The organism is Pseudomonas sp. B21-031, from assembly GCF_024748985.1.
Classification (GTDB): Bacteria; Pseudomonadota; Gammaproteobacteria; order Pseudomonadales; family Pseudomonadaceae; genus Aquipseudomonas; species Aquipseudomonas kermanshahensis.
Genome location: NZ_CP087181.1, coordinates 261239 through 274348, shown reverse-complemented (window position 1 = coordinate 274348; position 13110 = coordinate 261239). Strand labels below are relative to the sequence as shown.

Annotated in this window: 13 protein-coding genes; 6 read left to right on the top strand and 7 right to left on the bottom strand. The window is 63.7% G+C overall.

Translation table 11 applies throughout. The features are described 5' to 3' along the window. The first annotated feature begins 25 nt into the window (after positions 1-25). On the top strand, positions 26-508 hold the full coding sequence (locus tag LOY53_RS01195; RefSeq protein ID WP_027595189.1) for an ATP-dependent zinc protease: 483 nt from the start codon (positions 26-28) through the stop codon (positions 506-508). Further along, positions 505-1410: a 30S ribosomal protein S6--L-glutamate ligase gene (rimK, locus tag LOY53_RS01190; RefSeq protein WP_012316721.1), complete on the top strand. Its 906-nt coding sequence runs from the start codon at positions 505-507 to the stop codon at positions 1408-1410. The genes LOY53_RS01195 and rimK overlap by 4 nt, the downstream gene beginning before the upstream one ends. Positions 1411-1526: 116 nt before the next feature. Here rimK and LOY53_RS01185 read toward each other — a convergent pair whose 3' ends face one another. Together LOY53_RS01185 and ompR are read right to left on the bottom strand one after the other, a co-directional pair. Further along, positions 1527-2840, bottom strand: coding sequence for an ATP-binding protein (locus LOY53_RS01185; protein ID WP_258703500.1), 1314 nt, complete (start codon positions 2838-2840; stop codon positions 1527-1529). Between the two features lie 13 nt (positions 2841-2853). Continuing rightward, a complete protein-coding gene (ompR, locus tag LOY53_RS01180; RefSeq protein WP_085273867.1) occupies positions 2854-3594 on the bottom strand; it encodes a two-component system response regulator OmpR in 741 nt (246 codons plus the stop codon). A 227-nt stretch (positions 3595-3821) separates the two neighbouring features. Between ompR and LOY53_RS01175 the strand changes: the two genes are divergently transcribed. The 4 genes from LOY53_RS01175 to LOY53_RS01160 all read left to right on the top strand — a co-directional run bounded on the left by LOY53_RS01175 (position 3822) and on the right by LOY53_RS01160 (position 8892). Beyond that, complete coding sequence (locus LOY53_RS01175) at positions 3822-6146, top strand: Tex family protein (RefSeq protein WP_252826421.1); 2325 nt, start codon at positions 3822-3824, stop codon at positions 6144-6146. After that, on the top strand, positions 6146-6529 hold the full coding sequence (locus LOY53_RS01170; protein ID WP_252826419.1) for a PaaI family thioesterase: 384 nt from the start codon (positions 6146-6148) through the stop codon (positions 6527-6529). The genes LOY53_RS01175 and LOY53_RS01170 overlap by 1 nt, the downstream gene beginning before the upstream one ends. Positions 6530-6682: 153 nt before the next feature. Further along, positions 6683-8260, top strand: a complete 1578-nt coding sequence (gene gshA / locus LOY53_RS01165) for a glutamate--cysteine ligase (protein ID WP_408981316.1) — start codon at positions 6683-6685, stop codon at positions 8258-8260. Further along, complete coding sequence (locus LOY53_RS01160) at positions 8260-8892, top strand: TetR/AcrR family transcriptional regulator (RefSeq protein ID WP_258703499.1); 633 nt, start codon at positions 8260-8262, stop codon at positions 8890-8892. Before gshA ends, LOY53_RS01160 begins: the two co-directional genes overlap by 1 nt. A 141-nt stretch (positions 8893-9033) precedes the next feature. On the opposite strand, the gene LOY53_RS01155 is transcribed toward LOY53_RS01160, so the two are convergent. From LOY53_RS01155 to LOY53_RS01135, 5 genes are read right to left on the bottom strand one after another with little or no spacing between them, the layout of a single operon-like run. Continuing rightward, complete coding sequence (locus LOY53_RS01155; protein WP_027595183.1) at positions 9034-9249, bottom strand: molybdopterin-binding protein; 216 nt, start codon at positions 9247-9249, stop codon at positions 9034-9036. A 44-nt stretch (positions 9250-9293) separates the two neighbouring features. Beyond that, the gene (ssuB, locus tag LOY53_RS01150) at positions 9294-10106 is read right to left on the bottom strand and encodes an aliphatic sulfonates ABC transporter ATP-binding protein (protein ID WP_258703498.1); all 813 of its coding nucleotides are present in this window, start codon (positions 10104-10106) and stop codon (positions 9294-9296) included. After that, positions 10103-10900, bottom strand: coding sequence for an aliphatic sulfonate ABC transporter permease SsuC (gene ssuC, locus LOY53_RS01145; protein ID WP_027595181.1), 798 nt, complete (start codon positions 10898-10900; stop codon positions 10103-10105). The genes ssuB and ssuC overlap by 4 nt, the downstream gene beginning before the upstream one ends. A gap of 10 nt (positions 10901-10910) precedes the next feature. Next, positions 10911-12059: an FMNH2-dependent alkanesulfonate monooxygenase gene (ssuD, locus tag LOY53_RS01140; RefSeq protein ID WP_099452622.1), complete on the bottom strand. Its 1149-nt coding sequence runs from the start codon at positions 12057-12059 to the stop codon at positions 10911-10913. A 60-nt stretch (positions 12060-12119) separates the two neighbouring features. After that, the gene (locus LOY53_RS01135) at positions 12120-13085 is read right to left on the bottom strand and encodes a sulfonate ABC transporter substrate-binding protein (RefSeq protein ID WP_027595179.1); all 966 of its coding nucleotides are present in this window, start codon (positions 13083-13085) and stop codon (positions 12120-12122) included. Positions 13086-13110 lie beyond the last annotated feature (25 nt).

Genomic DNA, 13110 nt, shown 5'->3' with positions numbered 1-13110 from the left:
CCACCTTATCCCCTGGGTGCGCTTCGTGAAGACATTTGACCATTTGACTGTGATCGGCCTGCGCGAGTGGGTAGCCCTCCCCGACCTTGGCGTCGCCGGGCTGCGCGCCAAGATCGACACCGGCGCCAGTACGTCCAGCCTGCACGCCACCGAGGTGGAACAGTTCGAACGTGACGGCCAGCCGTGGGTCCGATTTACTGCGCACCTGGGTTCGGTGGTGCAGTTGCGCCACCGCCGTTGCGAAGCGCCACTGGTGACCATGAAGACCATCAAGAGCTCCAATGGCCACGCCCAGACCCGCTATGTGATTCGCACATCGCTGGCGCTGGGCGATAGCGTGTGGGAAGTCGAGTTCACCCTGGCCTGTCGCAAAGAGATGCGCTACCGCCTGCTGCTGGGTTCCAAAGCACTTATTCACGGCCACTTGGTGGTCAACCCTGGCCTGAAGTACGTACAAGACAAACCGGCCTTTCCGGCCACCCTTTCCCCTGTCACAGGTGCTGCATGAAGATCGCTGTGCTGTCGCGCAATCCGCGTCTGTATTCCACCCGCCGCCTGGTCGAAGCCGGTACCCAGCGTGGCCACGAAATGGTGGTGATCGATACCCTGCGGGCCTACATGAACATCGCCAGCCACAAGCCGCAGATCCACTATCGCGGCAAGCCACTGGAAGGCTTCGATGCGGTGATCCCGCGCATCGGTGCCTCGGTGACGTTCTATGGCTGCGCGGTGCTGCGCCAGTTCGAGATGATGGGCGTCTACCCGCTCAACGAGTCGGTGGCCATCGCCCGCTCGCGTGACAAGCTGCGCTCGTTGCAGCTGCTGTCGCGCCGTGGCATCGGCCTGCCGATCACCGGTTTCGCCCACTCACCTGACGACATTCCGGACCTGATCCAGATGGTCAATGGCGCGCCCCTGGTGATCAAGGTGCTGGAAGGTACCCAGGGCATTGGCGTGGTGCTGTGCGAAACAACTCAAGCTGCAGAGTCGGTGATCGAGGCGTTCATGGGCCTGAAGCAGAACATCATGGTGCAGGAATACATCAAGGAGGCCGGCGGCGCCGACATTCGCTGCTTTGTGGTGGGTGACAAGGTGATTGCCTCGATGAAGCGTCAGGCCAAGCCCGGCGAGTTTCGCTCCAACTTGCATCGGGGTGGGGTGGCCAGCCTGATCAAAATCACGCCGGAAGAGCGGATTACCGCCATTCGTGCGGCCAAGGTGATGGGGCTGAGCGTGGCGGGGGTGGATATCCTGCGTTCCAACCATGGGCCGTTGGTGATGGAGGTGAATTCGTCGCCGGGGTTGGAAGGGATTGAAGTGACCACCGGCAAGAACGTGGCCGGGATGATCATTGAGCACCTGGAGAAGAATGGCGGGCCGAATCAGACTCGAACCAAGGGTAAGGGCTGAAATGTTGGGGCTGCTATGCAGCCCATTCGCAGCACTAGGCTGCTCCTACAGGGGACCGCGGAAGCCTTGTAGGAGCAGCCTTGTGCTGCGAACGGGCCGCAAAGCGGCCCCGACAATCACACCGCATTACGCGGCAGCAAAAGCCCCAACGGCAACCTGACGCGCGCCTCGATCCCGCCACCCGACCGGTTGCGCAACTCGACATTCCCGCCATGCTGGGCCGCAATGCGCTTGACGATCGCCAGGCCCAACCCAGTCCCCTTGCCACCACGGGCACGGTCACCGCGAATGAACGGGTTGAAGATCGTCTCCAGCTCCGACTCGTCGATCCCCGTCCCCCGGTCCAGCACGCTGAGCACCACGTACGGCGCGCTCTCGTCGCCTGACACATAGGCCGCCACTTCCACACCCTTTCCGGCATGGTGCAGGGCGTTGCCGATCAGGTTGCCCAGCATGCGCTTGAGCGAAACCCGACGCAGCGGGAACGGCGGAATCGGCTCCAGGCACAGCCGTACACGTTCTTCGGGCTGGTTGTACGGCGCTACCACTTCGCGTACCAGGTCGGCCAGGTCGACCTCTTCCACCGGCTCGTCACGGCCATCGCGAATGAACGCCAGGAACTGGTCCAGAATCGCGTCCATGTCCTCAATATCGCGGACCATGTCATCACTAAGCTCGTTGTCACTGTCCAGCAGCGAAAGCGACAAGCGCAGCCGCGTCAGCGGTGTACGCAAGTCGTGGGAAACCCCTGCCAGCATCAACTCGCGTTCACGCCCGGCCTGCTCGACATCCTCGGCCATCTGGTTGAAGGCGCGGTACACCTCGGTCATCTCACTGGGCGTATCGCTGATTGGCAAGCGCACGCTGCGCCCCTGGCCCAGTTGCCGGGCGGCGAACACCAGGCGCTTGAGCGGCTGGTTCAGTTGGCGCACGAAAATCCAGGCAGAGGCGGTGGACAATAGGCCGATGGCCAGGAACCAGCCAAGCACGTTCCAGATCTTCTGCCCACGCAGCGGGTGCGGGTACAACGGCACTTTGAGCCAGCCAGGGCCGAGGCTCGGCGCATTGACCCACAACGCCGGTGGCGCATGGATGCGCAGGCGAACTTCGGTGTCTTCGCCCAGTTCGGCCTGCATCTGGCGCTGGTAGATCTCGCTATAAGGCCAGTGCTGCTCGCCTTCCGGCACACCCGAGCCGGTCACCCGGATCAGGCCTGCGGATTCGGCGATCTTGTCACGGTTCTCTTCATCGGCAGCCCAATAGGCGCGCAAGGTCAGTGCCACACCGTGGCTGTACTGACGATCGACCAGCACATCCTCGTTCATCAACAGATAAACGAGGGTCAGCGCCTTGGAAAACAGGACGACGATCAGCACCAGCCACAGCGTGCGGGCGAAGAAGCTCTGGGGAAACCACAACGGCGTTCTCATGGACGACGCGGCATCATTTGCCGGCGTTTCCGTCCGGCACGAAGACGTACCCTACGCCCCAGACCGTCTGGATATACCGTGGCTTGGACGGGTCGGGCTCGATCATGCGGCGCAGGCGCGAGATCTGCACGTCGATGGAACGCTCCAAGGCATCCCACTCGCGGCCACGGGCCAGGTTCATCAGTTTGTCGCGGGTCAGCGGTTCACGCGCATGCATGACCAGCGCCTTGAGCACGGCGAACTCACCGGTGGTGAGCATGTGCACTTCGTCGCCGCGTTTAAGCTCGCGAGTGGCCAGCGACAGCTCGTAATCACCGAAGGTGACCGATTCGTCCTCGCTGCCCGGGGCACCCGGGACGCTCGGCGCCTGGCGGCGCAGCACAGCCTTGACCCGGGCCATCAGCTCGTCCGGGTTGAAGGGCTTGCCCAGGTAGTCGTCAGCGCCCAGCTCCAGCCCTTTGATGCGGCTGAGTTCGTCGCCTTTGGCGGTGAGCATGATGATCGGGATCTGGTTGTTCGACTGGCGCAGGCGCTTGCAGGCGGACAGGCCGTCTTCGCCCGGCAGCATCAGGTCGAGCACCACCAGGTTGAACACCTCCCGCGCGAGCAGGCGGTCCATCTGTTCGGTGTTGGGCACCGCACGGGCACGGTAGCCCTTGCTGGTGAAGAAACGCTCCAGCAGGCTGCTCAGCCCCGGATCGTCGTCGACGATGAGAATCTTGTCACCTTCAGCGGTGTTTGCAGTGCCGGTCATGAATTACTCCTCTGGTATCGCCGCGCATTATGGCGTAGCCATTGCAACGCGTGCCGTGAGCATTGTTAGCAGATTTTTCCCCCAGCGCCAGTTCCGGGCCGTTCAGGCTGGCTTGGCGCCATCACCGCAAGCCGGTCACGATGGGTATAATGCGCGGCTTTCATCCAGTGCCGTCGGGCTGCAAACCCGCGCGCGGCCCCCGTATTCACAATTGTCAGGTGGTTTACATGGACAGCATCAACAGCCGTATCGCCGAGGAACTGGGCGTACGCCCACAACAGGTCGAAGCGGCCGTGGGCCTGTTGGACGAAGGCTCGACCGTGCCCTTCATCGCCCGTTACCGCAAGGAAGTGACCGGCAGCCTGGACGACACCCAACTGCGCCACCTGGAAGAGCGCCTGCGCTACCTGCGCGAACTCGACGAGCGCCGCGCCAGCATCCTGTCCAGCATCGAGGAACAGGGCAAGCTGACCCCGGAACTGGCCCGCGAGATCAAGCTGGCCGACACCAAAACCCGCCTCGAAGACCTTTACCTGCCGTACAAGCAAAAGCGCCGCACCAAGGGCCAGATCGCCCTGGAAGCCGGCCTCGGCGAGCTGGCCGACGGCTTGTTCAACGACCCGCAGCTGACCCCGGAAACCGAAGCGGCCCGCTTCGTCGACGCCGAAAAGGGCGTGGCCGATGTCAAGGCGGCGCTGGAAGGCGCCAAATACATCCTCATGGAGCGCTTCGCCGAAGACGCTGCCCTGCTCGACAAGCTGCGCAACTTCCTCAAGCAGGAGTCGGTGCTCAGCGCCCGCGTGGTGGCTGGCAAGGAAGAAGAAGGCGCCAAGTTCCGCGACTACTTCGCCCATGACGAACTGCTGCGCAACGCCCCGTCGCACCGTGCCCTGGCGATTTTCCGCGGGCGCAACGAAGGTATCCTGAGCGCGTCGCTCAAAGTCGGTGAAGAACTGCCTGGCACCCTGCACCCGTGCGAAGTGATGATCGGCAACCACGTCGGCGTTGAAAACCGCAGCCGGCCGGCCGACAAGTGGCTGGGCGAGGTGGTGCGCTGGACCTGGAAGGTCAAGCTGTACACCCACCTGGAAACCGACCTGTTCGGCGAACTGCGCGACAACGCAGAAAGCGAGGCGATCAACGTGTTCGCCCACAACCTGCACGACCTGCTGCTGGCCGCACCGGCCGGCCCGCGTGCCACCTTGGGCTTCGACCCGGGCCTGCGCACCGGTTGCAAGATCGCCGTGGTCGACGCCACCGGCAAACTGCTGGACTACACGACGGTCTACCCGCACGCGCCGAAGAACGACTGGGACCGCACCATCTCCATCATGGCCGCACTGTGCGCCAAGCACTCGGTGGAACTGATCGCCATCGGCAACGGCACCGCCAGCCGCGAAAGCGACAAGCTGGTGGCCGAGCTGGTCAAAAAATACCCAGCCCTGAAAATCACCAAGATCATGGTTTCCGAGGCCGGTGCGTCGGTGTACTCGGCATCGGAACTGGCCGCCCGTGAGTTCCCGGACCTGGACGTATCGATCCGCGGCGCCGTGTCGATTGCCCGCCGCCTGCAGGACCCACTGGCGGAGCTGGTGAAGATCGACCCGAAATCCATCGGTGTCGGCCAGTACCAGCACGACGTGTCCCAGCTGAAGCTGGCGCGTGGCCTGGACGCCGTGGTCGAGGACTGCGTGAACGCCGTCGGCGTGGACGTGAACACGGCCTCGGTAGCGCTGCTGACCCGCATCTCCGGCCTCAATGCCACGCTGGCACAGAACATCGTCGCCCACCGCGATGCCAACGGCCCGTTCGCAACCCGTGCAGCGCTGAAAAAGGTCAGCCGCCTCGGTGAAAAAACCTTCGAACAAGCCGCCGGCTTCCTGCGTGTGATGAACGGCGACAACCCGCTGGACGCCTCCGCCGTGCACCCTGAGGCCTACCCGCTGGTGCAACGCATCGCCGCTGGCACCGACCGCGACATCCGCTCGCTGATCGGCGACAGCAGCTTCCTCAAGCGCCTGGACCCGAAGCAGTTCACCGACGCGTCCTTCGGCCTGCCGACCGTTACCGACATCCTGCAAGAGCTGGACAAACCCGGCCGCGACCCACGCCCTGAGTTCAAGACCGCCACCTTCCAGGACGGCGTCGAAGACCTCAAGGACCTGGAGCCTGGCATGATCCTCGAAGGCGTGGTCACCAACGTCACCAACTTCGGTGCCTTCGTCGACATCGGCGTGCACCAGGACGGCCTGGTGCACATCTCGGCATTGTCCGAGAAGTTCATCAAAGACCCGCGTGAAGCGGTCAAGGCCGGCGACGTGGTCAAGGTCAAGGTCATGGAAGTGGACATCCCGCGCAAGCGCGTCGGCCTGTCCATGCGCATGGGCGATACCCCGGGCGAGAAGGTCGAAGGCAACCGTGGCGGCGGCCGTGGCAACGGCGGCAATCGCCAGCAGCAGGCCCCGCGCCAGCGTGAAACTGCCACTGCCGCCCCGGCCAACAATGCCATGGCGTCGTTGTTCGCCAACGCCAAGCAGCTGAAGAAGAAGTGATGGACGTCCCGCGCGAATACGTCGAAAGCGCCTTCAGCCAACTGCTCGGCTGCCGCCTGCAACGCCTGGATACAGGTGTTGCCGAAGTGGCCCTGGCGCTCGAGCCGCAACTGCGCAACCGTGGCCAGAAACTGCACGGTGGTGCGATCTTCAGCCTGGTGGACATCGCCATGGGCCTGGCCTGCTCGGCCAGCCATGGTTTCGACCAGCAGAGCGTGACAATCGAATGCAAGATCAACTACATGCGCGCGGTCAGTGAAGGCGAGGTGCTGTGCACGGCCCGTGTGCTGCACGCCGGGCGGCGCACGCTGGTGGTCGACGCCGACGTAGTTCAAGGCGACAAACTGGTGGCCAAAGCGCAAGGAACCTTCGCGGTTCTCTAGCTCACCAAGCTGTATCTGCGGTATTTTCAGCAGTGCGCTGGCACTGCTGGAACCGCGTAAACCAGGCGACAACGCCAGTTCCTTTCTTCCTACCCTTGTAGACCGTTATCTCTACCCCCATATTGGGGCGACTGACGCGTGAAGGAATACATCTTGAGCGAACTCCTCAACCGCCGCCTGAGCCTGCTCGGCGCAAATCTCCCCCTGCTCAAGCAGTGCCTGCACGGTATTGAGCGAGAATGCCTGCGCGTGACCGATGAAGGTCGCCTGGCCCAGACCCCGCACCCTGAGGCCTTGGGTTCGGCGCTGACCAACGAGCAGATCACCACCGATTATTCCGAGTCGCTGCTGGAGTTCATCACCCCGGCCCTCGCGGACCCGGCCAAGGTGCTCGAAAGCCTCGAACAGACCCACCGTTTCGTCTACAGCAAGCTGGGTGACGAATACCTGTGGAGCCCGTCGATGCCGTGCACGCTGCCGGCCGAGGAGGACATCCCGATCGCCGAGTACGGCACCTCGAACATCGGCAAGCTCAAACACGTCTACCGCAAGGGCCTGGCCCTGCGTTACGGCCGCACCATGCAGTGCATCGCCGGTATCCACTACAACTTCTCGTTGCCTGAAGCGCTGTGGCCACTGCTGCGCGAAGCCGAAGGCAGCACTGAAGACGACCGCGACTTCCAGTCCTCGGCCTACATTGCGCTGATCCGCAACTTCCGCCGCTACAGTTGGTTGCTGATGTACCTGTTCGGTGCCTCGCCGGCGCTGGACAAAGGCTTCCTGCGCGGCCGCCCGCACCAGCTTGAAGAGCTGGATGCCGAAACGTTGTTCCTGCCCTATGCCACCAGCCTGCGCATGAGCGACCTGGGTTACCAGAGCAACGCCCAGGCCGGCCTCACGCCGTGCTACAACAACCTGGCCAGCTACACCGACAGCCTACGCAAGGCGGTGGGCACGCCCTACCCGCCTTACGTCGAGGTCGGCACGCACGTGGATGGCGAGTGGGTGCAGCTGAACACCAACATCCTGCAAATCGAGAACGAGTACTACTCGAACATCCGCCCCAAGCGTGTCACCTACACCGGCGAGCGGCCGATCCAGGCCCTGACCTCGCGCGGCGTGCAGTATGTGGAAGTGCGTTGCCTGGACATCAACCCGTTCCTGCCGGTGGGCATCGACCTGCCCGAGGCGCGCTTCCTCGATGCGTTCCTGCTGTTCTGCGCGCTGGAAGACAGCCCGCAGCTGGACAACGGCGAATGCGGCCAGTGCACCGACAACTTCCTGACCGTGGTCAAGGAAGGCCGCCGCCCAGGCTTGGAACTGCACCGTGATGGTCAGCCCATCGCGCTGAAAACCTGGGCTACCGAGTTGATCACTCGCATTGGCCAACTGGCCGAGCTGCTCGACCGCGCCCACGGCGGCGACGAACATGCCAACGCGCTGCAGGAGCAACAGGCCAAGGTCGATGACGCCTCGCTGACCCCATCAGCCCAGGTGCTGGCACGCATGACCGAGCACGATGAAACCTTCATCCAGTTCTCCCTGCGTCAAAGCCGGGTCCACGCCGAGACATTCCGCGAACAGCCCCTGAGCCACGAGCAGCAACAGGCCTTCGAAATACTGGCCCGCGAGTCGCTGGCCAAGCAGGCCGAGCTTGAGCAGACCGAAGTCGGCGACTTCGACCTGTTCGTCGGCGCCTACCAGGCCAGCATCCTGGCGATCAGCAACTGATGAGCCGCACCGCCTCCCCGCGCAAGCCGCGCGCCAGCAGCCAGGCCAGGATCGAGACGATCCTGGCGGCCGCGCGCGAGCTGCTTGCCGAGCTGGGGGTAGCGGGGTTGTCGATCTACAGCGTGGCCGAGCGAGCGCAGATACCCCCTTCGTCGGTGTACCACTTCTTCGCCAGCGTCCCGGCCCTGCTGGAGGCGTTGACCGCCGACGTGCACCGGGCGTTTCGCGAAGCGCTGAGTGCACCGATCAACAGCAGTACGCTGACGACCTGGCATGAACTGTCACGGTTGATCGAGCAACGCATGCTGGATATCTACAACGGGGATGCCGCGGCGCGTCAGTTGATCCTGGCGCAGCATGGCCTGAGCGAAGTGGTGCAAGCCGACCGGCAGCACGACATGGAGCTGGGCGACCTGATGTACAAGCTGTTCGACCAGCATTTTCATTTGCCGGTGATGCCTGCGGATGTGGATGTGTTTGCCCTGGCCATGGAGCTGAGCGACCGGGTGTATGCGCGGTCGGTGCAGTTGCATGAACAGATCACGCCGCGCATGGCTGAGGAAGGCAAGCGGGTGTTCGAGGCGTATCTGGGGCTTTATTTGCCGCCGTTTCTGGCTAAGCGTTTGGGTTGAAATGGTTGGGGCCGCTTTGCGGCCCTATCGCGACGCAAGGCCGCTTCCACATGGGATTCGATCTCCTGATGGGAATTCGATCTCCTGTAGGAGCGGGCTTGCCCGCGAAGGGCTGCAGAGCAGCCCCCTTCAACACCAGAATCACAGCTTGGCGATGGACACTTCTGTCGACTTCACAAAGGCAATCACTTCACTGCCCACCTGCAGCTCCAGCTCACGCACGGAGCGGGTGGTGATCACCGAGGTGACCACGCCTGAGGCGGTCTGCACGTCGATTTCCGACAGTACCGGGCCTTCGAGGATTTCTTTCACGGTGCCTTTGAACTGGTTGCGAACGTTGATGGCTTTGATAGTCATGGCTTGATTCCTTCTCTTTGGCTTCAGTCGGGTAAGTGAGTGATTCAGTGCGCCCAACGCAGTTGCGTGGGCAAAGGGGCTACAGGATCCGGCTCAGGCGCAGTGCCCGGGGCCGACAGAACACGGTTGAGCACTTCGCTTTCCAGCGCCGCCAAACGGTGCGAACCACGCGACCTTGGCCGTGCCAGATCGACAGTGAGGTCGAGCCCGACCTCACCGTCTTCGATCAAGATCACCCGGTCCGCCACGGCAACCGCCTCGCTGACATCGTGGGTGACCAGCAACACGGTGAACCCGTGCTGACGCCAGAGGCGTTCGATCAATTGCTGCATCTCGATACGAGTCAGTGCATCCAGGGCACCCAGCGGCTCGTCCAGCAACAGCAGACGCGGCTGGTGAATCAGTGCCCGCGCCAGGGCCACCCGTTGCTTCTGGCCACCGGAGAGTGCTGCCGGCCACTCGTTGGCGCGGTCGGCCAGGCCGACTGCTTCCAGCGCATCCAGCGCACGTGGCCGCCAGTTGCCAGACAAGCCCAGGCCGACGTTGTCGATCACCTTCTTCCACGGCAACAGGCGCGCGTCCTGGAACATCAGCCGGGTTTCTTCGCGGGCTTCGGCCAAGGGTGCGGCACCGGCCAGCAATTCACCGGCGCTGGGCTGGTCGAGGCCGGCCAGCAAACGCAGCAAGGTGCTCTTGCCGCAGCCGCTGCGGCCAACGATGGCGACGAACTGGCCGGCCGGGATGTGCAGGTCGATGCCATTGAGCACTTCACGCTGGCCAAAGGTTTTACGCAGGCCGTTAGATGCCAGGGGGATGCCACGCAGCAGGCGTGGCGGCTGTTCCTTGAGCACGGTCATGCGCCCTCCTTCTTGGCCACTTGATAGGCCGGGTGCCAGCGCAGCCAGACACGTTCCAGGCCGCGGGCGGCGAGGTCAGCGAGCTTGCCAAGCACGGCGTACAGGACGATGGCCAAGACCACCACGTCGGTCTGCAGGAACTCCCGGGCGTTCATCGCCAGGTAACCGATACCGGCATTGGCCGAGATGGTTTCTGCCACGATCAGGGTCAGCCACATGAAGCCCAGGGCGAAGCGCACGCCCACCAGGATCGAGGGCAATGCACCTGGCAGGATCACCTGACGGAACAGGCCGAAACCGGACAGGCCATAGCTGCGCGCCATCTCCACCAGCGCCGGGTCAACGTTGCGGATGCCGTGGTAGGTGTTGAGATAGATCGGGAACAACGTGCCCAGGGCGACCAAAAAAATCTTTGCCGACTCATCGATACCGAACCACAGGATCACCAGTGGGATCAGCGCCAGGTGAGGCACGTTGCGGATCATCTGCACCGAGCTGTCGAGCAGGCGTTCGCCCCAGTTCGACAGGCCAGTGATAAAGCCCAGCGCCAGGCCGATGCTGCCGCCGATGACGAAGCCCAGCCCAGCACGCCAGCCACTGATGGCCAGGTGGGTCCAGATTTCGCCGCTGCGCACCAGCTCGACACCCGCGCTCACCACCGCGCTCGGCGCTGGCAGGATGCGGGTCGACAGCCAGCCCGCGCTGACCGCCAGCTGCCAGGCCGCCAGCAGCAATACCGGCAGTGCCCACGGGGCAAGGCGCTGGGCCAAGGTAGAAGAAGTTGCACGACTCATGGCCCGGCCCTCAGCTCTGCGACACGGACTTGGGCAGGATGTCGTTGGCCACCATCTCGCCGAACGGGCTCACGTAACCGGTACTTTTCGGTTGCTCCGGGCGCTGTACGTCGAGGTGCGGGAACAGCAGCTCGGCAACGCGGTAGGACTCTTCAAGGTGTGGATAACCCGAGAAGATGAAGGTATCGATGCCCAGCTCGGCGTATTCCTTGACCCGCGCAGCCACGGTAGGGCCATCGCCGACCAGCGCGGTACCGGCGCCACCGCGTACCAGGCCGACACCCGCCCACAGGTTGGGGCTGACTTCCAGGTTGTCGCGGTTGCCGCCGTGCAGGGCAGCCATGCGCTGCTGGCCGACCGAGTCGAAACGCGCCAGCGAGGCCTGGGCACGGGCGATGGTTTCGTCGTCCAGGTGCGAGATCAGGCGGTCAGCGGCGGCCCAGGCTTCTTCATTGGTTTCACGCACGATCACGTGCAGGCGGATACCGAAGCGCACTTCGCGGCCTTGGGCGGCAGCCTTTTCACGCACCTGGGCGATTTTTTCGGCGACGGCGGCCGGTGGCTCGCCCCAGGTCAGGTACAGCTCGACCTGCTCGGCCGCCAGGTCTTGCGCGGCCTCGGACGACCCGCCGAAGTACAGCGGCGGACGCGGTTGCTGAATCGGCGGATAGAGCAGTTTGGCGCCCTTCACCTGGATGTGCTTGCCGTCATAGTCGACGTTTTCGCCTTCCAGCACCTTGCGCCAGATACGGGTGAACTCGACCGAGGCTTCGTAGCGCTCTTCGTGGCTCAGGTGCAGGCCGTCACCGGCCAGTTCGTCCGGGTCGCCACCGGTGACCAGGTTGAACAGCGCGCGGCCGTTGGACAGGCGGTCCAGGGTCGCGGCCTGGCGCGCCGCCACGGTTGGCGAAATGATGCCGGGGCGCAGGGCCACCAGGAACTTCAGGCGCTGGGTGACAGGGATCAACGACGCAGCCACCAGCCAGGAATCCTCGCAGGAGCGCCCGGTAGGGATCAGCACCCCACCAAAACCAAGGCGGTCGGCAGCCTGGGCAATTTGCTGCAGGTAGCCGTGATCGACTGCACGGGCGCCATCGGAGGTGCCCAGGTACTTGCCGTCACCGTGTGTGGGAAGAAACCAGAAAATGTTAAGGCTCATTGGAGTTGTCTCCTCAAGGGTGGCTCAAGCCGGAGCAACGCCCCGGCGCAGGCAATTCAATCAAGGCGCACTGGCGACCTTGGCCGGGGGTGTCCAGATCACGTCCTTGATGCTCAGCGGCTTGGGAATAAGCTTCAGCGCCTGGAACGTGTCGGCGATCTTCTGTTGCGCGGCCACCACCTCAGGGGTGAGCGGCGCAGCGCCGTAGCCTTGGCGCTTGACCGAGGTCAGGGTGATGTCGGCAGGCAGCCCAAGCAGGGGCGCGACCTGATCGGTGACCTCCTGCGGGTTGGCCTGGGACCACTCGCCCACGGCACGCACTTCGTCGATCAAGGTGCTGATCACGGCAGGGTGCTGGGTGGCATAGTCACGGGTGGCGAGATAGAACTGATGGTTGTCGACCAGGCCTTTGCCGTCACGCAGGGTACGTGCCTGCAGCTGTTTCTCGGCGGCGGCCTGGTACGGGTCCCAGATCACCCAGGCATCGACGCTGCCACGCTCGAATGCCGCGCGGGCATCGGCTGGCGGCAGGTAGACCGGTTGAATGTCGCTGTATTTGAGGCCTGCATCTTCCAGGGCACGCACCAGCAGGTAGTGGACGTTGGAGCCCTTGTTGAGGACGACTTTCTTGCCTTTGAGGTCTTTCACCGACTGGATCGACGAGCCCTTCGGCACCAGGATCGCTTCGCTGTGCGGCGCCGGTGGCTCGTAGGCCACGTAAAGCAGGTCGGCCCCGGCAGCCTGAGCGAATACCGGCGGCGTTTCGCCGGTGACGCCGAAGTCGATGGAGCCGACGTTCAGGCCTTCGAGCAACTGTGGGCCACCGGGGAATTCGGTCCACTGCACCTGCACGCCCTGCTCGGCCAGGCGCTTCTCCAGCGTGCCTTTGGCCTTGAGCAGCACCAGGGTGCCGTATTTCTGATAACCGATGCGCAGGCTCTCGGCCTGGGCTTGGGTGATGGCGCCGAAGGACACAGCCGCCGCAAACAGGGCGACCAGACCACGACGCAAGAAGACTGTGCGCATGGCGCTCTCCTGTGCGAATGGGGTT

Coding starts and splice junctions, on each gene's coding strand:
- rimK (WP_012316721.1), top strand. CDS start 505: ATGAAGATCGCTGTGCTGTCGCGCAATCCGCGTCTGTATTCCACCCGC.
- LOY53_RS01185 (WP_258703500.1), bottom strand. CDS start 2,840: ATGAGAACGCCGTTGTGGTTTCCCCAGAGCTTCTTCGCCCGCACGCTG.
- ompR (WP_085273867.1), bottom strand. CDS start 3,594: ATGACCGGCACTGCAAACACCGCTGAAGGTGACAAGATTCTCATCGTC.
- LOY53_RS01175 (WP_252826421.1), top strand. CDS start 3,822: ATGGACAGCATCAACAGCCGTATCGCCGAGGAACTGGGCGTACGCCCA.
- LOY53_RS01170 (WP_252826419.1), top strand. CDS start 6,146: ATGGACGTCCCGCGCGAATACGTCGAAAGCGCCTTCAGCCAACTGCTC.
- LOY53_RS01160 (WP_258703499.1), top strand. CDS start 8,260: ATGAGCCGCACCGCCTCCCCGCGCAAGCCGCGCGCCAGCAGCCAGGCC.
- LOY53_RS01155 (WP_027595183.1), bottom strand. CDS start 9,249: ATGACTATCAAAGCCATCAACGTTCGCAACCAGTTCAAAGGCACCGTG.
- ssuB (WP_258703498.1), bottom strand. CDS start 10,106: ATGACCGTGCTCAAGGAACAGCCGCCACGCCTGCTGCGTGGCATCCCC.
- ssuC (WP_027595181.1), bottom strand. CDS start 10,900: ATGAGTCGTGCAACTTCTTCTACCTTGGCCCAGCGCCTTGCCCCGTGG.
- ssuD (WP_099452622.1), bottom strand. CDS start 12,059: ATGAGCCTTAACATTTTCTGGTTTCTTCCCACACACGGTGACGGCAAG.
- LOY53_RS01135 (WP_027595179.1), bottom strand. CDS start 13,085: ATGCGCACAGTCTTCTTGCGTCGTGGTCTGGTCGCCCTGTTTGCGGCG.